The sequence below is a fragment of the Streptomyces hamibioticus genome (assembly GCF_047946815.1).
Taxonomy (GTDB): Bacteria; Actinomycetota; Actinomycetes; order Streptomycetales; family Streptomycetaceae; genus Streptomyces.
Genome location: NZ_JBKKQY010000001.1, coordinates 6,870,546 through 6,890,515 on the forward strand (window position 1 = coordinate 6,870,546; position 19,970 = coordinate 6,890,515).

The following is a 19,970-nucleotide window of genomic DNA, read 5'->3' on the forward strand; positions in this document are numbered from 1 at the left end:
CCCGTGCGGCGTGGTCCTACGACTGTCCCCGCCGCGCCTGGGTACCCTCCGCCGCATGGCGGTGGACCGGAGGACGGAGCAGCCGCGTCGCGCGCCGGCGCGTACGCGGACGAACCGCACGCTCGGGCGTGCCCTGGTGCGGTGGGCGACCACGACCGATCACAAGGTCATCGGCAATCTCTACATGACGACGTCGTTCTGCTTCTTCCTGTTCGGCGGCGTTCTGGCCCTGCTGATGCGGGCGGAACTCGCCCGCCCGGGGCTGCAACTGGTCACCCAGCACCAGTACAACCAGCTGTTCACCGTGCACGGCACCATCATGATGCTGCTGTTCGCGACCCCGCTGTTCGCCGGGTTCGCCAACGCGATCATGCCGTTGCAGATCGGCGCGCCCGACGTCGCCTTCCCGCGGCTCAACGCCCTGTCGTACTGGCTGTACCTGTTCGGCGGCCTGATGGTGGTGGCCGGGTTCCTGACACCCGGAGGAGCGGCGGCCTTCGGCTGGTTCGCCTACGCGCCGCTGAACAACGCCGTGTTCAGTCCCGGCACCGGCGGTGACCTGTGGGTCATGGGCCTGGTGGTGACCGGCGTCTCCACCACGCTCGGCGCGGTCAACTTCATCACCACCATCCTGTGCCTGCGCGCCCCCGGCATGACCATGTTCCGGATGCCGATCTTCACCTGGAACGTGCTGTTCACGTCCATCCTGGTGCTGCCCGCGTTCCCCGTGCTCACCGCCGCGCTGCTGGCGCTGGAGGCCGACCGGAAGTTCGGCGCGCACATCTACGACGCCGCCAGCGGCGGGTCGCTGCTGTGGCAGCACCTGTTCTGGTTCTTCGGCCACCCCGAGGTGTACATCGTCGCGCTGCCGTTCTTCGGCATCGTCTCCGAGATCATCCCGGTCTTCAGCCGCAAGCCGATCTTCGGCTACGTCAGCCTGATCGGCGCCACCATCGCCATCACCATGCTGTCGGCCGTGGTGTGGGCCCACCACATGTTCGCCACCGGGGCCGTGCTGCTGCCGTTCTTCTCGCTGATGTCCTTCCTCATCGCCGTGCCCACCGGGGTGAAGTTCTTCAACTGGATCGGCACGATGATCAAGGGCTCACTCTCCTTCGAGACGCCCATGCTGTGGTCGCTGGGCTTCATGGTGACCTTCCTGCTCGGCGGCATGAGCGGCGTCCTCATCGCCTCCCCGCCGCTGGACTTCCACCTCACCGACTCCTACTTCATCGTCGCCCACCTGCACTACGTGCTGTTCGGCACGGTCGTCTTCGCGATGTTCGCGGGCTTCTACTTCTGGTGGCCGAAGTTCACCGGCCGGATGCTCGACGAACGCCTCGGGAAGATCCACTTCTGGACGCTGTTCGTCGGCTTCCAGACCACCTTCCTCGTCCAGCACTGGCTCGGCCAGCAGGGCATGCCGCGCCGCTACGCCGACTACCTGGCCGCCGACGGCTTCACGCTGCTGAACACCGTCAGCTCCATCGGGGCCTTCCTGCTCGGCCTGTCCACGCTGCCGTTCCTCTACAACGTCTGGCGCAGCCGCCACCGGGGCCGCGAGGCGGCCGAGAACGACCCCTGGGGCTACGGGCGTTCACTCGAATGGACGACGTCCTGCCCGCCACCGCGCCACAACTTCCACGCGCTGCCGCGGATTCGTTCCGAGTCCCCGGCGTTCGACCTGCATCATCCCGACATCAGCCGACACGACCAGAGGCACGTGCAGTGAAGACCGAGGCCCGTCTGTTCACCGGTGTGGCGGTGTTCTTCGCCGTCACCGCGATCGGCTACGGCTGGTTCTCCGAGGAACCCGCCGGCACCGCGTTCCTGATCGTCGCCTTCCTCATGGCCGCGCTCGTCGCGTTCTTCCTGTTCATGCAGTACCGCCGGCGCGGTTTCCGGGCCCAGGACCGCCGGGACGCCGAGGTCGTCGACACCGCCGGGCCGCTGGACTTCTTCCCGCCGCACAGCCCCTGGCCGATCACCGTCGCCGTGGGCTCCGTGGTCGTCGCGCTCGGCGTGGTCTACGGCCTGTGGCTGGCGCTGATCGGCGTCGGTGTGCTCGGGCTCGGCGTCTTCGGCCTGGTCTTCCAGTACGCCGGGCGGGACGATCAGCGCTCCAGCTCGCCCGCGGACGGCTCCGCTTCCGGTCCCGCCTCCTCCTCCGGCTCCTCGACGGGCTCGACCACGTCGTCGTAGTACCAGGCACTCAGCGTCGACCGCAGCCGCCGCACCCGCGGCGCCTCACCGTCCGGTTCCGCCGGCGCGAGCGGTGCGGGCAGCCGCCGCGTCCCCAGCACGTACCGTTCCTCCTCGCCGAGCGGCTCATGGCTCTCGGCGTAGCCGCCCGCGAGCGTCTGCCGCACCTCGCCCGTCTCCTCACCCTCGGCCAGCCGCTCGGCGTCCTTCTCCTGGAGGGCCAGGCAGACCCGCTTGGTCACCATGAAGGCGACCGGCGGCAGCAGCACCAGCGAGACCCGGAACACCCAGGTCAGCATGTTCAGCGAGACATTGAAGACATGGGCGAGGATGTCGTTGCCGCCGGCGGCCAGCAGCACCGCGTAGAAGCAGATCGCGGCGACGCCCAGCCCGGTGCGCACCGGCTTGTCCCGGGGGCGGTCGCACAGATGGTGCTCGTTCTGATCACCCGTCACCCACCGTTCGAAGAAGGGGTAGGCGTACAGCACCGCGAACAGGGCGGCCGGCAGGACGACCGCGGGCAGCAGGACGTTCCACATGATCGTGTGCCCGGCCACCACCGTCTCCCACGGCGGCACCAGCCGCAGCGCGCCCTCCAGGAAGCCCACGTACCAGTCCGGCTGGGACCCCGTCGAGACGACGTCGGCACGGTAGGGGCCGTACGCCCAGACCGGGTTGATCTGCGCCACGCCCGCCATCAGCGTCAGCACCCCGAAGACGATGAAGAACAGGCCCGACGAACTGGCCGCGAACTGGGGGAAGAGCGGCTTGCCCACGGCGTTGCGGTTGGTGCGGCCCCGGCCCGCCCACTGGGTGTGCTTCAGATAGAACACCAGGATCAGATGGACCGTGACGAGCGCGAGCAGCAGCCCGGGCAGCAGCAGGATGTGCAGCGAGTACAGCCGCGGGATCAGATCGTGGCCCGGATACTCGCCGCCGAACGCGAACATGCTGATGTACGTCCCGACCAGCGGGATCGACAGCATGATGCCCTGCGCGATCCGCAGGCCCGTGCCGGACAGCAGGTCGTCCGGGAGCGAGTAGCCGGCGAAGCCCTCGGCCAGCGCCAGCAGGAACAGCGTCACACCGATCAGCCAGTTGGCCTCACGCGGACGGCGGAACGCGCCCGTGAAGAACACCCGCAGCAGATGCACGCCGATCGCCGCGACGAACACCAGCGCGGCCCAGTGGTGCAGCTGACGCATGAGCAGCCCGCCGCGCACGTCGAAGCTGATCTCCAGCGTCGAGGCGTACGCCTCCGACATGGTCTGGCCCAGCAGCGGCCGGTAGGAGCCGTCGTAGACGACCTCGGTCATCGAGGGGTGGAAGAACAGCGTGAGCCAGACGCCGGTCAGCAGCAGCACGACGAAGCTGTAGAGGGCGATCTCGCCCAGCAGGAACGACCAGTGGTCGGGGAACGCCTTGCGCAGCAGCCCACCTCCCTCGGAGACGGGGAGCCGTCCGTCGGCCCAGTCGACGGTGCGTTCGGCAGCGCGACGGGCCCGCGCACCGGCGCGGGCCCTTCTCCTCTTCAACAGCACGGCGCATGGGTTCCCCACCGCCCGGGCGGGAAACTACGTGATGCTACGTACGGTCACCCTTCGGCTTGCCGAACTGGTCGGGCGTGCCGTGCGGCGGCGGGCTGTGCGGCTCCGGCGAGGTCGCGGGCGACACGGGGGAGCCCGTCCGGCCCTGGCTCTGCTGCTCCGGGCGCAGGGCGCCGGGGTCGCCGGACGACGGCTCGGCACCGGCCCGCAGCTGCTCCAGGCGGGACGACAGCAGTTCGGTCACCGGCACCCGGTCGGCGTGCGACCGCTCGTAGGCCAGCAGTTCCTCCACGTCCTCGACGCCCAGCGACCGGATGCGGCTCTCCAGTCCGCCGATCGGCAGATGGTCGTAGTCGGGCAGCGGCAGGGCGCTGCGGGCGGGGTCGGCCATGGTTTCTCACTTCCCTCTGTACGGCGGCCTGGTCCTGCGGGCGGCTCCGGAGCGGGCGGGACCCTCCCGGGGCGCGGCCCGGCCGGGGGTCAGCCCGGCCCACCGCTGCCGAACGAGCCGCTGGAACCCTCGTCCCAGCGGCGCCGTTCCTGCTCGGGGGCGGTCCGGCTGCCCTGGTGGCGCAGCTCGTGCGGCAGCAGCCGTTCGTCGCTCCGCGGCATCTCCTCGGGCTCGCGGGCCTCCTGGCTCTCACGTACGGGTCCCCCGTCGGGCGGGCTCGGCTGCTCGGCGGGGTCGGGCGGCGGTGGCTCCCGGCGCTTGACCCGGATGCCCATCGCGAAGGCGCCGATCAGCAGCGCCACCACCACGACGCCCGCCACGATCAGCCCGACGCCCACGGCGCCGGAGGTCGCGGCCAGGTTCGTCCATGCGCTAGTCATGTCGCGCGAGTACCCCGGGCGCGGGGCGCCAACCCGTTCAGCCGGACCGGGCCGATCGCGTCTGCGAACGGTTGGCCTTGCGGATCGCGCCCAGCAGCTCGTCCTTGGACATCTTCGACCGGCCCTCGACGCCGAGCCGCTTGGCGACGTCGTACAGGTGCTGCTTGGACGCCTTCTCGTCGACGCCCTCGCCGCTGCGTCCGCCGCGCCCGCGGGGCCGGCCCGACTGCGGGTCAGAGGGGCCCTTGCGGCCGCCCTCCTTGCGCTCCCAATGGTCGCCGACCTTCTCGTACTTGTGCTTGAGCGCTCCGTACGCCACCCGGTGGGCGCGCTCGCCCTCGCCGTATTCGTCCACGGCGGAGTCGTGCGCCTTGATCCAGGTGCGCTGGGCGTCCCGGGGGGAGCGCTCCAGGGTCGACGGCAGTTCCTGTCGTCCCGGCATGTCGTCCACCTCCCTCGTCCGTCGGTTGCGGAGCGTCACGGGTGCCCTGGTGCGAGGAACCGGAAACGGGCCGGAGCCCTTGGGAACACCGGGATCGGCGGGTTTGGCGCCGGCCGCAGCGGCAACCCGCGCGGTGTGACCACGACGACTTCACAGCAGGAGCTGTTCCGGTTCCTGGAGGACCGCTTCGCATGCGCACAGGCGTGCACGGAGTGCGCTCGGGCCTGCGCGCTGCGCGCGAGCCTCGTGGACCCGGACGGCACCGAGAATCAGGAAACCGTACGACGCAAGGGCATCATGTGCGCGGAGGTGTGCGACGCGACCTGCCGTGTGCTGTCCGAGCAGAACCAGGTGGACGAGGCCGCCATCCGGGTTCAGGTGGAGTGGTGCCGGCAGGTGTGTCTGGAGAGCGCCCAGGTCTTCGACCGGCAGCCGGGCGCGGAGGACAGCGCCGCCGCCTGCCGGGCCTGCGCCCGGGCCTGCGACGACTTCCTCACCACACTGCGCTGACGGCCGCCACGGCGGCGCCCCCGGCCGGGGTGCACCGGGGCGGGCCGCCGGTGCACGGAGTGCCCCCGCCCTTCTCCCTCGCTGAAGCACGCCGTCCCCGCTGACCGGGCCTGCTCGTCAGGGAACGGTTCGGCCCGGGCGCACGTCCGGCACCGTACGAACCTGGACCCTGGCCCGCCACCTGCTCGACCCCGACCACCCCGACACCCTGCGCTGCCGCCACAACCTGGCCGTCAACCTGGGGCGGCCGGGCCGGTTCGGGGCCTCCCACCGGATGACCCGCGAGGTGGCCGCCGCCCGTGCCCGGGTGCTCGGGCCCGACCACCCGGACACCCTCACCGCCCGCGACGACGAGGCGCACTGCCTGGAGCAGCTCCGCCGGAGCACCGAGGCCGTGGAGCTGTACCGCCGGGTGGCGGTGGTGCGGCGACGGACCCCGCACCCGCACCGACCGCCGGCCGCCGACTGCCGACCACCGACCGCGGACTGTTGGCCGCAGGGCCGTGTCGCCCGTGCCGTCGGGGTCCGGAGCCCCCTGGCACAGTGGATCACCGCGTGCTACCAAGAGCCATGACCGCACACCCGGGATCCCGAACCTACGACGCCGTGATCGTCGGCGGCGGGCACAACGGCCTGGTGGCCGCCGCCTACCTGGCCCGCGCCGGGCGCTCCGTGCTGGTGCTGGAGCGGCTGGACCACACCGGCGGCGCGGCCGTGTCCACCCGGCCTTTCGCCGGGGTCGACGCCCGGCTGTCCCGGTACTCGTACCTGGTCAGCCTGCTGCCCCGGAAGATCGTGCGGGACCTGCGGCTGGATTTCCGGGTCCGGGCGCGCAACGTCTCCTCGTACACGCCCGCCGAGCGGGACGGACGGCCCACCGGCCTGCTGGTCGGCGGCGGGGAGCGGCGGACGCGCGAGTCGTTCGCCCGGCTCACCGGCTCCGACCGGGAGTACGCGGCCTGGCAGCGGTTCTACGGCATGACCGGCCGACTCGCCGAGCGGGTCTTCCCGACCCTCACCGAGCCGCTGCCCACCCGGGAGGAGCTGCGCCGCCGGGTCGACGACGAGGACGCCTGGCGGGCCTTCTTCGAGGAACCGGTCGGCGTCGCGATCGAGCGGCACTTCGCGGACGACCTGGTGCGTGGGGTGGTCCTCACCGACGCCCTGATCGGGACCTTCGCCGACGCCCACGATCGCTCGCTGAAGCAGAACCGATGCTTCCTCTACCACGTCATCGGCGGCGGCACCGGCGCCTGGGACGTCCCCGTGGGCGGCATGGGCGCCCTCACGGACGCGCTGGCCGGAGCGGCACGGGCGGCGGGCGCCGTGCTCGCCACCGGCCACGAGGCGGTACGGATCGACACGGACGGGCGGACGGCCGAGGTCGCCTACCGCACGGCCGACGGCGAGGGCGTGGCCGCCGCCCGCCACATCCTGGTGAACGCCTCCCCGCACGAGCTGGCCGCGCTGACCGGCGCCCCGCCACCCGCGCCCGCCGAGGGCGCCCAGCTCAAGGTGAACATGCTGCTCAAGCGGCTGCCCGCGGTGCGCGACCCCTCCGTCGGCCCGCACGAGGCCTTCGCCGGGACCTTCCACATCGCCGAGGGGTACACCCAGCTCGCCGAGGCGTACGCCCGGGCGGCGGCCGGTGAGCCGCCGGCCGCCCCGCCCTCGGAGATCTACTGCCACTCGCTCACCGACCCCACGATCCTGGGCCCGGAGCCGGCCGAGCGCGGCCATCACACCCTGACCCTCTTCGGCCTGCACACGCCCGCCCGGCTGTTCGCCCGGGACAACGACGCCGTCCGTGCCGACCTGCTGAAGGCGACCCTGGCCCAGCTGGACGCCCACCTCGCCGAGCCCCTCGCCGACTGCCTGGCCACCGACGCGGACGGGCGGCCCTGCATCGAGGCCAGGACGCCGCTGGACCTGGAGCGGGACCTGCGGCTGCCCGGCGGCAACATCTTCCACCGCGAGCTGTCCTGGCCCCACGCCCAGGGCGGCACCGGCCGCTGGGGCGTGGAGACGGCGCACACGAACGTGCTGCTGTGCGGGGCGGGCGCGGTGCGCGGGGGAGGGGTGAGCGGGGTGCCGGGGCACAACGCCGCCATGGCGGTGCTGGAGCAGACGGACGCCTGACGGGGCGCATGCGTTCCAGCGGGACGGGTACCGCGACATAACGGAGATTTCGTACGGAACGGAACTCCCGTGCATGCCGCACGCGCGGAGCATGTATCCCCCCACGTGATCAGGAGACTGCCATGGCGGACCTCAGCCCCATCGACCTGCAGAAGGCCCTGAGCGGCGCGGACTACCCGGCGGACAAGAAGTCCCTCGTGGAACGCGCCCGCAAGAACCACGCCGACGACAAGGTCGTCAGCCGCCTCGACGGGCTGAAGCAGGACAACTTCGACGGCCCGAACGAGGTGCAGAAGGCCGTCTTCAACGAGTAGGACACCGGTCGGAGCGACCGGGCACCGGTCAGTCGGCCGACCGCGTCCAGCCCACCGGCTCGATCCGTGCCGCGTCCGCCGGACGCGCCTCGTCGAACAGGACGCCGTCGGCCGACTCCGCGCGCAACCCGTCCAGGTACACCCCGCGGCCCGCGTACCGCCGGTCGGTCGTGTACCGCCACCGCAGGGCGAGCCCCCGGGCGGCCGGGAGATCGGCCGCGAGCCGGTGCCAGGCGCGGCCCGACCAGCCGGTGGCCACGCCGTCCGGGTGCTCCCGCGGCTCGGCGCCCCGGCGGGTGGTCGTGAACGGCACCGGCCGCCAGGAGGCTCCGCCGTCGGCCGTGGCCTCCAGGACGAGGACGTCCGAGCGGGGCTCGGTGTCCCACCACAGTGCGCAGCGCAGCCGGGCACCGTCGGCGGACGTGTCCAGCGCGGGCAGCGTGAGCGTCGCGGTGGCGGCGGACGCCATGCCCGAGAACCACGCGGTGCGTCCCCGCTCCGGGCGGACCGGCACGGCCCGCGCCAGGTTGTCCGCCGCCGCCACCCTGGGCGCCGAGCCGGAACGCCAGCCGCGCACCGGGTGGACGGAGTTGCCCAGCACCACCAGGAACGAGTCCGTCGTGGGGTCGAGCACCAGCGAGGTGCCGGTGAAGCCGGTGTGCCCGGCGGTGCGCGGTGTGGCCATGGCCCCCATGTACCAGTGCTGGTTCAGCTCGAAGCCGAGGCCGTGCTCGTCGCCGGGGAAGCCGGTGTTGAAGTCGGTGAACATCAGCTCCACCGATTCCGGCCGCAGGATGCGGGCCCGGCCGTAGGATCCGCCGTTGAGCAGCGTGCGGCCGAGGATCGCGAGGTCCCAGGCGCAGGAGAAGACGCCGGCGTGGCCCGCGACGCCGCCGAGGCTGAAGGCGTTCTCGTCGTGGACCTCCCCCCAGACCAGTCCCCGGTCGAGGCCGGACCAGGGTGCCCGGGCGTCCTCCGTGGCCGCGATCCGGGGCCGCCAGGAGGCGGGCGGGTTGTAGCGGGTGCGGTGCATGCCGAGCGGGCGGGTGACGCCGTCGTGCAGAAGGGCGTCCAGGGAGCGGCCGGTGACCTGCTCCAGCACCAGCTGGAGCGAGATCAGGTTCAGGTCCGAGTAGCGGTAGGCCGTTCCGGGCGCGTCGACCGGCTGCTCGTTGAAGACCAGGGCGACCTTCTCCTCGTACGTCGGCGCCTTGTACAGCGGGATCCAGGCGCGGAACCCCGAGGTGTGGGTGAGCAGCTGACGGACCGTTACGTCCTGCTTCCCGGCCCGTCCGAACTCCGGCAGGTACGAGGCGACCGTCGCCTCCAGCTCCAGCCTGCCCCGCTCCATCTGCTGCACGGCGAGGATCGAGGTGAACAGCTTGGACACGGACGCCAGGTCGAACACCGTGTCCCGGGCCGTCGGAATCTGCTCGTCGGCCGGGAACTCGACGCCGGTGTCGGTCTCCTCGTCGTACGCCCGGTAGCGCACCGCCATGCCGATGGGCTCGTGCAGCGCCACGGTGCCGCCGCGCCCGGCGAGCAGCACGGCGCCCGCGTACCAGGGATGCTCGGGGGAGGGCCCGAGGAACGTCTCGGCGTCCGCGACGAGTTGCCGCAGATGCGTGCCGAGCAGCCCGGCGCGGGCGGCAGAGCCGTACCGCAGGGTGGGCCGGCGGCCCCGGTCCGCGACCGCCGCGGCGGGTCCGGCCGCGAGCGGGGTGATCGCCAGTGCGCCGCCCAGGGCCAGGGCGCGGGCGCCCAGTTGCCGACGGGTCAGTCCGCTCGCCGTCTCGTCCGCCATCGAGGAGCCTCCCGGGTCCGATCTGAAAGTATCTTTCGGGGACCGCCTTGCGGGGTGAAACTTTCCTGTCAGTGGCGGGGCGTGTCAATGGGGCGTGCGGGGCCGGTCGAGCGACTGAGTGAGCTGACTGAGTGTCAGGGGTAGTGGTGGGGGCAGGCCTTGCCGCCCGGAAGTGCTGTGATGCCTCGAATGCGTCAGCTACCGCGAGCCGGTCGACGTCCGGTCCAGAAAGCTGACGACGCGGCGTACGAACCACTCCGGATCGTCCATCCACGGATAGTGCGCGGCGCCGGGCTGCACCGCGTACTCGGCGCGCGGGAACACCTCTGCGCCCCGGCGGGCGAGGTCCGGGCGCGGCCCACCGTCCAGCTCGCCGGCGAGGACGAGCACCGGTCCGGGGAACCGGGCCAGCGCGGCGCGGGTCGCGGGCGGGTCGTAGGCGCCCTCGGCCCCGAACACCTCGGCAGCCTCGTCGTTGGTCTCCGCGTCCCCGCGGCTCTCGTGCGCGCGGGCCGCCTCGTCCCAGCGTCCGTGGAAGAAGGGGGCGAACGCCGGGGCGTAGTCGCCGGTGCCGGCCAGCCAGGCCTCGAACGGGCCGAGCGCCCCGGCGTACCACGGCTCGTCCCTGCGCAGCAGGGCCGCCGCCCGCCGGTCCTCGGCCGTCGCAGGCATCCCCAGCGCCCAGGGCGTGACCGTGACGAGCGCGAGCCGGGCCACCCGGGCCGGGTACCGGGCGGCGTAGAGCATGGCGAGGCTGCCGCCCGCCGAGTGGGCGAGCACGTCCATCCGCTCCAGGCCGAGGTGGACGCGGAGCGCCTCCACGTCGGCCACGAGCCGGTCGCAGCGGTACGTCGCCGGGTCCGCCGGCGCGGCGGAGCCGCCGGTGCCGCGCAGGTCCAGCAGGACCAGGCGGCGACGGGCGCTCAGGCCGCCGAGGTCGCCGAGGTAGGCCGAGGCGCGCAGCGGACCGCCGGGGAGCACGACGAGCGGATCACCCTCGCCCCGGAGGTGGTAGGCGAGTTCGGTCCCGTCGTAAGAGGTGAAGGCCGGCATGGCGTCGATCTTCACCGCCGGCGCGCACGGCGGCAACGCGTTCGCCTCCCGGAAAAGTGCGGACGGGCCCCTTGCCTGCGCGGACCCGGCCTGCCTTACTGATCTCCAGCACGCACGACCGAATGATCGGTCGACTGGAGCGAGACGGTCGACGAGGGAGAAGTCCCGATGGCGGATGCGACGACGGACCTGCTGGACCCGGGGGAACGGCTCGACGCGGAGGCGCTGCGGGCGCTGCAACTGGAGCGGCTGCGCACGTCACTGCGGCACGCGTACGAGAACGTGCCCTTCTACCGTGAGTCCTTCGACAAGGCCGGCGTCCGCCCGGAGGACTGCCGTTCGCTCGCCGACCTGGCCCGCTTCCCGTTCACCACCAAGGCCGACCTGAGGGAGAACTACCCGTACGGGATGTTCGCCGTGCCTCGGGACCGGGTCCGCCGCATCCACGCCTCCAGCGGCACCACCGGGCGGCCCACGGTCGTCGGCTACACCGACGGCGACCTGTCGCTGTGGGCGGACATGGTGGCCCGGTCGCTGCGGGCGGCGGGCGCCCGGCCCGGGGACACGGTGCATGTGGCGTACGGCTACGGGCTGTTCACGGGCGGGCTGGGCGCGCATTACGGGGCGGAGCGACTGGGCTGCACGGTCGTCCCGGCCTCCGGCGGCATGACCGCCCGTCAGGTGCAGCTGATCCAGGACCTCGAACCCGGCGTCATCATGGTCACCCCGTCCTACATGCTCACGCTGCTGGACGAGTTCGAGCGGCAAGGAGTCGATCCGCGGGGCACCTCGCTGCGGGTCGGCGTCTTCGGCGCGGAGCCGTGGACGGAGGAGATGCGGCGGGAGATCGAGGAGCGGTTCGCGATCGACGCGGTCGACATCTACGGGCTGTCCGAGGTGATCGGCCCGGGCGTGGCGCAGGAGTGCGTGGAGACCAAGGACGGACTGCACGTCTGGGAGGACCATTTCCTCCCGGAAATCGTCGACCCGGTCACCGGCGAGGTGCTGCCGGACGGCAGCGAGGGCGAGCTGGTCTTCACCTCCCTGACCAAGGAGGCGATGCCGGTGATCCGGTACCGCACGCGCGACCTGACCCGGCTGCTGCCGGGCACGGCACGGGTGTTCCGGCGGATGGAGAAGGTCACCGGGCGCAGCGACGACCTGGTGATCGTGCGCGGGGTGAACCTCTTCCCCACCCAGGTCGAGGAGATCGTGCTGCGCACCCCCGGCGTCGCGCCCCACTTCCAGCTGCGCCTGACCCGCGAGGGACGGCTCGACGCCCTCACCGTGCGGGCGGAGGCCCGGCCGGACGCCGGGCCCGAGGCGCGTGAGGCGGCGGCGCGGGCCATCGCGCGGCAGATCAAGGACGGGATCGGCGTGTCGGCGGGCGTGGAGATCGTCGACCCGGAGTCGCTGGAGCGGTCGGTGGGCAAGATCCGGCGGATCGCCGACGAGCGCCCTCGCTAGGCGTCGCGGGGCAGGCGGGACCTCGCGGACCCGGCCCGGGCCGCGCTGTCCGAGAACCGGTCCCGCAGCTCCCGCTTGAGGATCTTTCCGCCGGCGTTGCGGGGCAGTTCGTCCACGAACAGCACCCGCTTGGGCGCCTTGAAGGCGGTGAGCCTTTCGCGGGCGTGCGCGATCAGGTCCGCCTCGGTGACCTCGCCGCGCGGGACGACGACCGCCGTGACGGCCTCGATCCACCGCTCGTCGGGCAGGCCGATCACGGCGGCCTCGGCGACCGCCTCGTGGGTGTAGAGGGCGTCCTCGACCTGGCGCGAGGCGACGAGGACACCGCCGGAGTTGATGACGTCCTTCACCCGGTCGACGATCGTGAAGTAGCCGTCCGCGTCGCGCACGGCGAGATCACCGGAGTGGAACCAGCCCCCGCGGAAGGCTTCTTCGGTCTCCTCGGGCTTCTCCCAGTAGCCCTCGCACAGCTGCGGGGAGCGGTAGACGACCTCGCCCGGGGTACCGTCGGGTACTTCCTTGCCGTCCTCGTCGACCACGCGGGCCTCGACGAACAGCACGGGCCGACCGCAGGAGTCCATCCGGCCCTCGTGCTCCTCGGGCCCGAGGACGGTGGCCAGGGGGCCGATCTCGCTCTGTCCGAAGCAGTTGTAGAAGGCGAGTCGCGGCAGACGTTCCCGCAGCCGCTCCAGGACGGGCACCGGCATGATCGACGCCCCGTAGTACGCCTTGCGCAGGCCGCCGAGGTCCCGCGAGGCGAAGTCAGGGCGGTTCGCCAGGCCGATCCACACGGTGGGCGGCGCGAAGAGACTGTCCGCGCGGCCGGTCTCGATCAGCTCGAAGAGCCGGTCGCCGTCGGGCGCGTCGAGGACGGTGTTGGTCGCGCCGACCGCCAGGTAGGGCAGCAGGAACACGTGCAGCTGCGCCGAGTGGTACAGCGGCAGGGCGTGCACGGGCCGGTCCCCGGCGCTCAGGTCCAGGGCCGTGATGGCGCTCAGGTACTCGTGCACCAGCGCACGGTGGGTCATCATCGCGCCCTTGGGCGCAGCGGTGGTGCCGGAGGTGTACAGCAGCTGCACCAGGTCCTCGCCGCCGGGTTCCGGGCCGTCGTAGGCGTCCGCCGAGTCCAGCCGTGCGAGCAGCGAGCCGTCGGCGTCCCGCAGCGGCAGGGTGCGTACGCCGCCGGGGAGCCGCCCGGTCAGGTCCGGGTCGGCGAGGACGAGCCTGCTGCCGGACTGGCCGACGATGTGGGCGAGGTCGTCGCCGGTGAGGTTCTGGTTGACCGGTACGTGCACCAGGCCCGCGCGGGCGCAGCCGAGGAAGGCGATGAGGTAGGCGTCGGAGTTGTGGCCGTAGGCGCCGACCCGGTCGCCGGGCGCCAGATCCTCCCCGAGCAGGACGCTCGCCGCGCGGGAGACGGCGGCGTCGAGTTCCCCGTAGGTCCAGGAGCGGTCGCCGTACTCGACCGCGATGCGTGCCGGGGTGCGCCGGGCGCTGCGCCGCAGCACCCCGTCGACCGTGCTGCCGTGTCCGGGCGTCATGACAGACGATCCTCGGCCCGGTGGCGGGGCGGGTCAAGAAGCCCGAGCCCGTCCGGGCCGGTTGGTCATGGCACTGACACGTGCACATACCGACTGGTACGCTCAACCGCCCTTCCCCCAAGGACGTTGGGAGGCCCGATGCGCACCCGCCGCCTGAGACGACGCCTCGTCACGGCCGTCGCCCTGCTCACCGCCGTCACCACGCTGCCGGCCTCCGCGGCCGACCGGCACGAGCGGCCGGACCGGCACGAACGCCCCTCCCACGGCGGCCTGTCCGCCGTCATCCGGTACACCGAGTACGGCATTCCGCACATCCTCGCCAAGGACTACGCGAACCTCGGCTTCGGCACCGGCTGGGCGCAGGCGGCCGACCAGGTGTGCACGCTGGCCGACGGGTTCGTGACCGTGCGGGGCGAACGGTCCCGCTTCTTCGGGCCGCGGGCGGTGACCGACGGCTCGCTCTCCTCGGCCGGCACCAACCTCGCCAGCGACCTGTACTTCCGCGGGGTCCGGCAGGCGGGCACGGTGGAGAAGCTGCTGCGGGAGCCCGCCCCACGCGGTCCCAGCCGTGAGGTGAAGGAGCTGATGCGGGGCTTCGCGGCGGGCTACAACGCCTGGCTGGCACAGAACCGGATCACCGACCCGGCCTGCCGGGGCGCCGAGTGGGTGCGGCCGGTGACCGCGCTGGACGTGGCCGCGCGCGGGTTCGCGCTCTCCGTGCTCGGCGGGCAGGGACGCGCCGTGGACGGCATCACGGGCGCCGAACCGCCGACCGGGGGGACCGCACCGGACCGGGCGCCCGGCGCCGGGGCGGCCGCGCGGGCGGCCCGGGAGCTGTTCGCCACCGAGGACGCGGACATGGGGTCCAACGCCGTCGCCTTCGGCGGCGGGACCACGGCGAACGGCCGCGGCCTGCTGCTCGGCAACCCGCACTACCCGTGGCACGGCGGCTGGCGCTTCTGGCAGTCGCAGCAGACCATCCCCGGACGGCTGAACGTCGCGGGTGCCTCGCTGCTCGGCACGTCGACGATCTCGATAGGCCACAACGCGCACGTGGCCTGGAGCCACACCGTGGCCACGGGCGTCACCCTCAACCTCCACCAGCTCACGCTGGACCCGGACGACCCGACGGTCTACCTGGTGGACGGCCGGCGCGAGCGGATGACGGAACGGTCCGTCACCGTGCCGGTCAAGGGCGGCGCACCGGTGACGCGCACCCAGTGGTGGACCCGGTACGGACCGGTGGTCACCTCGCTCGGCGCCTCGCTGACGCTGCCGTGGACCCCCACCACGGCGTACGCGCTGAACGACCCCAACGCCGTCAACCTGCGCGCCTCCGACACCGCGCTCGGCTTCAGCCGCGCCCGTGGCACCGACGACGTGCTGGCCACCCTGCGCCGCACCCAGGGGATCCCGTGGGTGAACACCATCGCCGCCGACTCCCGCGGCCACACCCTGTTCACCCAGTCGCAGGTGCTGCCCCGCATCACCGACGAACTCGCCGAGCGCTGCTCCACACCGCTCGGCAGGGCGACGTACCCGGCCTCCGGGCTCGCGGTCCTCAACGGCTCACGCACCGACTGCGCACTCGGCCGTGACCGCGACGCCGTGCAGCCGGGCATCTTCGGCCCGGCGCGGATGCCGACGTTGAAGGACGCCCCGTACGCGGCGAACTCCAACGACAGCGCCTGGCTGACCAACGCCGACCGGCCGCTCACCGGGTACGAGCGGGTGTTCGGCACGGTCGCCACCCAGCGGTCGCTGCGGACGCGGGGCGCCGTCGAGGACGTGGCCGCGATGGCGGACCGGGGCGGGCTGACCGTACGGGACCTGGAGAAGCAGCAGTTCGCCAACCGCGCGCCCGCCGGTGACCTGGCCGCGGCCGACGCGGCGAAGGCCTGTGCCGCGCTGCCGGGCGGCACGGCGACGGGCAGCGACGGCAGGGCCGTCGACGTGCGGGAGGCCTGCGAGGTACTCGCCGGGTGGGACCGCACGGTGCGGACCGGCAGCCGGGGAGCGCTGCTCTTCGACCGGTTCTGGCGGAAGCTGACGGCGACGGTGCCGGCGGCGCGGCTGTGGCAGGTGCCGTTCTCGCCCGACGACCCGGTGCGCACCCCGCACACCCTCGCCACCGCCGAGCCGGGCCTCGCCACCGCGCTCGCGGACGCCGTGGCCGAACTGCGGGCGGCCGCCATCCCGCTGGACGCGCGGCTCGGGGAGCACCAGTACGTGGTCCGCGACGGCAGACGCATCCCGGTCGGCGGCGGTACGGAGGCACTGGGCGTCTGGAACAAGATCGAACCCAGGTGGGACGCCGAGCGGGGCGGCTACCCGGAGGTGCTCCACGGGTCCAGCTACCTCCAGGCTGTGGGCTGGGACGGCGGCCGGTGTCCGGTGGCGCGGACGCTGCTGACGTACTCCCAGTCGTCCGACCCCGGCTCGCCGCACCTCGCCGACCAGACCCGGCTGTTCTCCGACGGGAAGTGGGTGACCTCCCGCTTCTGCGAGAAGGACATCCGGTCCTCGCCGGAGCTGAGGGTGGTGCGCGTGCGCGAGCGGCGCTGACCACCGTCCTGACCTTCCGCTAGCCGTACGCCGTCAGAAAGCGGTCCCGGAACTCGTCCATGCCCCACCGAGGTGCGTCCCCGGCGGGTTTCAGGCCCCCCGTCCAGTCCCAGCCGGCGATCCGGTCGAGCACGTCCGGGTCCCGGGCGACCAGGGTGACCGGCACGTCCCGGCCGGTGTCGCCGGCGGTGACGGTCGGGACGGGCTGGTGGTCGCCGAGGAAGACCAGCACCGTGTCCGCGGAGCCGTACCGCTCCAGCCACTGGATCAGGCTGCGCAGTGCGTAGCCGACGGCCCGCCGGTACGCGGTGCGCACCCGCTCCGGGTCCTGCCAGACCTCCTCGGGGTCCTCGCCGTCCCGCTTGATCCGGTGGAAGACCGAGCCGTCGCCGAGGCCGTCCCAGTCGATCAGGCGCGGCAGCGGGGCCCAGGGGTGGTGGCTGGAGGCGAGGACGATCTCCGCCATCACCGGCCCGCGGCCGGCCCGGCCGTGCTCCAGGCGCTGGAACGCCTCCAGCGTGAACTGGTCCGGCACGGGCGTCCAGCCGAAGGACGGCCCCCGGTAGCCGAGGTGCCCGGAGTCGTAGACGTGGTCGAGCCCGAAGAAGGCGCCCTCCGGCCAGGCCCGGCGCACCCCGGGCACGATGCCGACGGTGCGCCACGCCCCGGTGTCGCGGAAGGCGCGGGTCAGGGTCATGCGGTCGCCGCTGGTCAGCGTCCGGTACCGCTGCTGGTTGCCGACCCACAGCCCGGACAGGAAGGTGGCGTGCGCCAGCCAGCTGCCCGCACCGGCCACGGGTGACCGCAGCCAGCCGCTGCGCGCCTCGAACCCCGCCGCCCGCAGGGATCTCGTGCCCTCCTCGAGCACCGCGCCGATCTGCCGGGCCATCGCCGGGTCCTCGATCGCCGTACGGCCGTAGCTCTCCACGAACGTGAACAGCACGTCCTTGCCGCGCAGCCCGGCCAGCAGCCCGCCCGGCGGGGTACCGGCGAAGGCGTCCGCCGCGGCCTGCCGCCCGAAGACCCGCGCGTCCCGCAGCGCGGCGCGGACCTGCTCCACCCGGTCGCCGACCAGCTCGGCGTTGCTCCGGGCGGCGACCGGGACACCGGCGGCCTGCAGGCCCAGCGTGGCGCACAGGAGCCAGGCCGTGCCGGCGGTCAGCGCCGTGCGGGAGGCGACGGGACGGTGCCGGGCGGCCAGGCGCGCCAGCCGGGCCACGGCGAGCGTGGTGAGGACGGGCACGGCGAGGACCACCAGGACCGCCCCCGCCACGGCAAGCACCTGGCCGGTCCGCCCGAACGACGCCCGCAGGAACTCGGCCGCGAAGCCGAGCAGGACCCAGTCCAGGACGAGGTCGAAGGGGCGGGCCAGCACCTGCCGGAAGCCCAGGTCGACGGCCTTCAGCACCGTCAGCATCCCCAGCAGGGCGCCCGCCGCCACCGCCGCCCACCGCCGGGGCCGGGGCGGCAGCACCAGCAGCAGGCCCGCCAGCAGCACGCCCTCGGCGGGGATGCGCCAGAACGCCGCCACCGAGAGCCGCTCCGGCCGGTCGGGCACCAGCAGCGCGAACAGGACCAGCGCACCGGCCGCCACGCCCGTCCCCGCGGACACGCAGCGGACCGTGGCGGGATGGCGGCGCAGCCGGGCGAACCGGCCGGGTGGCGGCCCGGGCTCGGCGCTCTCCTCGGCGGCCTCGTCGTCGGGCAGCTGACGGCAGCGCGGGATGTGCGGCACCCGGTGGTCCTTCCCTGCGAAGACGCGGTCCCGGTACGACGGACCACGACGGACTACGGCGGACTGCGACGGACCCGGACCGGCCGGCCGCCGCGACCAGTACGCCCGTACCTCACCCGCGGATCAATCCCACCGGCCGCACCGGCCGGTGTTTCACCCGTCCGCCGCCGAACGGGACGGTGACCTGCCCGTCGACCTGCCCGGCGGCCTGCCCTCCGGGTGCCCGGACGGGCCGGAGAACACCAGGCGGACGGTGCTCGCACGGTGCTCGGCCTCCTCTGTGGCGGCACTTGCGGTTCTTCTCCGGCCGGCTCCCGGGAAGCGAACCCCGGCCTCCCGAAAGGTCCACCTCACGTGGCCTGTTGGCACCCGGGACCGGTCGCTAGGCTGGCCGCGGACGACGCAACCGGGAGGAGCACGGACGTGGCCGAGACCACCACCCACCAGCGCCCGCTCATGGGCTGGGACAAGCCGGAGCTGGACCTCAGCAACGCGCAGTGGCAGTCCAGCAGCCGCGGCCGGGGGGATGTCCAGATCGCCTTCGTCGAAGGCTTCATCGCCATGCGCAACAGCGCACGCCCGGAGAGCCCCTCCCTGATCTTCACCCCCGACGAGTGGGGCGCGTTCGTCTCGGGAGCGCGCGAGGGCGAGTTCGACCTGACCTGAGCCCGGTCCCGCCCGAGTCCGTCCCCGCCGGTCGCGGCCGGGTCCGCCTCAGCTGAACCGGGGGTGTCGACCTCGTTTTTCCGGACACGCGACCCTCAGCGCCCTCCCGGCGCCGGCGCCTGAGCGAGGCTGACACCGGGAGGGGACAGGACGCAGCCCCGGAGGTGAGGAACCCATGAGCACCCTGCCGGTCATCGCGGCGGTCGACGGGTCGGACGACAGCCTGCGCGCCCTGGACTGGGCCCAGGACGCCGCCCGCAGGCACGCCGCCCCGCTGCGGGTGGTGCACCTGCGCCAGTACGCCGCCTGGGGCGGGCCCGAGGTACCGGCCGCCGTCCCGCCGCCGGCCGCGGACGATCCGGTGCTCCAGCAGGCCCGCACCCAGGTCGAGAAGCGGACCGACGCACCCGTCACGGAGTACGTCGGCATGGACGGCGTCGCCGCGGCCGTGCTGCCGGAGATGGGCGCCGAGGCCCAGCTGCTGGTGCTCGGCTCCCGGGGCCGCGGCGGCTTCGCCAGCCTGCTGCTCGGTTCCACCTCACTGGCCGTCGCCCGGGACGCCGAGTGCCCGGTCGTCGTCGTTCCCCGCCCCGGCCGTGAGGCCCCCGGCGAGAGCCCCGCCGAACCCGGCCCCCGGGTGGTCGTCGGCCTGCACGCGGACAGCCCCGACGAGGCCGCACTCGCCTTCGCCTTCGCCGAGGCCGCCGCCCGCGACGCCCGCCTCCAAGTGGTCGCCGCCTACCCGTCACCGGTGCAGACCTGGGCCGCGCCCGGGCAGATCGTGCCGCCGGTGATCGACGAGGTCGCCGTCGAGAGCGAGACCCGGGCCCTCGTCGACGGCTTCCTGGCCCCGCACTGCGAACGCCACCCCGGCGTCCCGGCCGAGCCGCACGTGGCACCGGGCGACGCCGCCGGGCACCTGGTCGCGGCCTCCCGGGACGCCGAACTGGTCGTCGTCGGCCGGCACCGCCGCCGACTGCTGGCACCGGCTCGCATGATGGGCTCGGTCACCCAGGCCGTCCTGCTGCACGCGGTGAGCCCGGTCGCGGTGGTGCCGCCGTCGCCGCCGGCGGAATGAGGCGACCTCCAGGTCCCGCGCGGGACCCGCCGCGGGACGCTCGCACGGCCCGGAACGGGGGTCGCCCGCACGCCAC

General features: G+C 73.4%; 18 protein-coding genes. 10 read left to right on the forward strand and 8 right to left on the reverse strand.

Annotated elements, in window-relative coordinates; genetic code table 11:
* Positions 1–55: 55 nt before the first annotated feature.
* Both ctaD and ctaF read left to right on the forward strand, forming a co-directional pair.
* Entirely contained in the window at positions 56–1,732 is a 1,677-nt protein-coding gene (gene ctaD / locus ACLGIH_RS31325; RefSeq protein ID WP_473246762.1) for an aa3-type cytochrome oxidase subunit I, read from the forward strand.
* On the forward strand, positions 1,729–2,202 hold the full coding sequence (gene ctaF, locus ACLGIH_RS31330; RefSeq protein WP_416528650.1) for an aa3-type cytochrome oxidase subunit IV: 474 nt from the start codon (positions 1,729–1,731) through the stop codon (positions 2,200–2,202). The genes ctaD and ctaF overlap by 4 nt, the downstream gene beginning before the upstream one ends.
* Here the strand turns inward: ctaF and qcrB are convergent.
* From qcrB to ACLGIH_RS31350, 4 genes are all read right to left on the reverse strand, one after another.
* A complete protein-coding gene (gene qcrB, locus ACLGIH_RS31335; RefSeq protein WP_416528651.1) occupies positions 2,115–3,743 on the reverse strand; it encodes a cytochrome bc1 complex cytochrome b subunit in 1,629 nt (542 codons plus the stop codon). The genes ctaF and qcrB overlap by 88 nt on opposite strands.
* A gap of 43 nt (positions 3,744–3,786) precedes the next feature.
* A complete protein-coding gene (locus tag ACLGIH_RS31340; protein WP_416528652.1) occupies positions 3,787–4,140 on the reverse strand; it encodes a DUF8129 domain-containing protein in 354 nt (117 codons plus the stop codon).
* A gap of 89 nt (positions 4,141–4,229) precedes the next feature.
* Positions 4,230–4,580 (reverse strand): DUF6479 family protein, encoded by a 351-nt coding sequence (locus ACLGIH_RS31345; protein ID WP_416528653.1) that lies wholly within the window; start codon positions 4,578–4,580, stop codon positions 4,230–4,232.
* 37 nt (positions 4,581–4,617) lie between these two features.
* A complete protein-coding gene (locus tag ACLGIH_RS31350) occupies positions 4,618–5,022 on the reverse strand; it encodes a ChaB family protein (protein WP_416528654.1) in 405 nt (134 codons plus the stop codon).
* Between the two features lie 135 nt (positions 5,023–5,157).
* Between ACLGIH_RS31350 and ACLGIH_RS31355 the strand changes: the two genes are divergently transcribed.
* The 4 genes from ACLGIH_RS31355 to ACLGIH_RS31370 all read left to right on the forward strand — a co-directional run bounded on the left by ACLGIH_RS31355 (position 5,158) and on the right by ACLGIH_RS31370 (position 7,985).
* A complete protein-coding gene (locus ACLGIH_RS31355; protein ID WP_416528655.1) occupies positions 5,158–5,532 on the forward strand; it encodes a four-helix bundle copper-binding protein in 375 nt (124 codons plus the stop codon).
* Between the two features lie 208 nt (positions 5,533–5,740).
* Positions 5,741–6,106, forward strand: a complete 366-nt coding sequence (locus ACLGIH_RS31360; RefSeq protein ID WP_416529527.1) for a tetratricopeptide repeat protein — start codon at positions 5,741–5,743, stop codon at positions 6,104–6,106.
* The gene (locus tag ACLGIH_RS31365) at positions 6,103–7,671 is read left to right on the forward strand and encodes a phytoene desaturase family protein (RefSeq protein ID WP_416528656.1); all 1,569 of its coding nucleotides are present in this window, start codon (positions 6,103–6,105) and stop codon (positions 7,669–7,671) included. Before ACLGIH_RS31360 ends, ACLGIH_RS31365 begins: the two co-directional genes overlap by 4 nt.
* Positions 7,672–7,793: 122 nt before the next feature.
* On the forward strand, positions 7,794–7,985 hold the full coding sequence (locus ACLGIH_RS31370; RefSeq protein WP_416528657.1) for a DUF2795 domain-containing protein: 192 nt from the start codon (positions 7,794–7,796) through the stop codon (positions 7,983–7,985).
* Between the two features lie 28 nt (positions 7,986–8,013).
* Here ACLGIH_RS31370 and ACLGIH_RS31375 read toward each other — a convergent pair whose 3' ends face one another.
* Together ACLGIH_RS31375 and ACLGIH_RS31380 are read right to left on the reverse strand one after the other, a co-directional pair.
* Positions 8,014–9,789, reverse strand: coding sequence for a serine hydrolase domain-containing protein (locus tag ACLGIH_RS31375; protein ID WP_416528658.1), 1,776 nt, complete (start codon positions 9,787–9,789; stop codon positions 8,014–8,016).
* Between the two features lie 198 nt (positions 9,790–9,987).
* Positions 9,988–10,842, reverse strand: a complete 855-nt coding sequence (locus tag ACLGIH_RS31380; protein ID WP_416528659.1) for an alpha/beta fold hydrolase — start codon at positions 10,840–10,842, stop codon at positions 9,988–9,990.
* 168 nt (positions 10,843–11,010) lie between these two features.
* Here ACLGIH_RS31380 and paaK point away from each other — a divergent pair, with 168 nt between their 5' ends.
* On the forward strand, positions 11,011–12,309 hold the full coding sequence (paaK, locus tag ACLGIH_RS31385) for a phenylacetate--CoA ligase PaaK (protein WP_416528660.1): 1,299 nt from the start codon (positions 11,011–11,013) through the stop codon (positions 12,307–12,309).
* Here the strand turns inward: paaK and ACLGIH_RS31390 are convergent.
* Positions 12,306–13,850: an acyl-CoA synthetase gene (locus tag ACLGIH_RS31390; protein ID WP_416528661.1), complete on the reverse strand. Its 1,545-nt coding sequence runs from the start codon at positions 13,848–13,850 to the stop codon at positions 12,306–12,308. The two genes, paaK and ACLGIH_RS31390, sit on opposite strands and share 4 nt — an antisense overlap.
* Before the next feature lie 138 nt (positions 13,851–13,988).
* Here ACLGIH_RS31390 and ACLGIH_RS31395 point away from each other — a divergent pair, with 138 nt between their 5' ends.
* Complete coding sequence (locus tag ACLGIH_RS31395; RefSeq protein WP_416528662.1) at positions 13,989–16,415, forward strand: penicillin acylase family protein; 2,427 nt, start codon at positions 13,989–13,991, stop codon at positions 16,413–16,415.
* Positions 16,416–16,434: 19 nt separating this feature from the next.
* On the opposite strand, the gene ACLGIH_RS31400 is transcribed toward ACLGIH_RS31395, so the two are convergent.
* A complete protein-coding gene (locus tag ACLGIH_RS31400; protein WP_416528663.1) occupies positions 16,435–18,150 on the reverse strand; it encodes an alkaline phosphatase family protein in 1,716 nt (571 codons plus the stop codon).
* Between the two features lie 423 nt (positions 18,151–18,573).
* On the opposite strand from ACLGIH_RS31400, the gene ACLGIH_RS31405 reads away from it, so the two are divergent.
* On the forward strand, positions 18,574–18,816 hold the full coding sequence (locus ACLGIH_RS31405; RefSeq protein ID WP_416528664.1) for a DUF397 domain-containing protein: 243 nt from the start codon (positions 18,574–18,576) through the stop codon (positions 18,814–18,816).
* 175 nt (positions 18,817–18,991) lie between these two features.
* Entirely contained in the window at positions 18,992–19,894 is a 903-nt protein-coding gene (locus ACLGIH_RS31410; protein WP_416528665.1) for a universal stress protein, read from the forward strand.
* Positions 19,895–19,970: the final 76 nt, after the last annotated feature.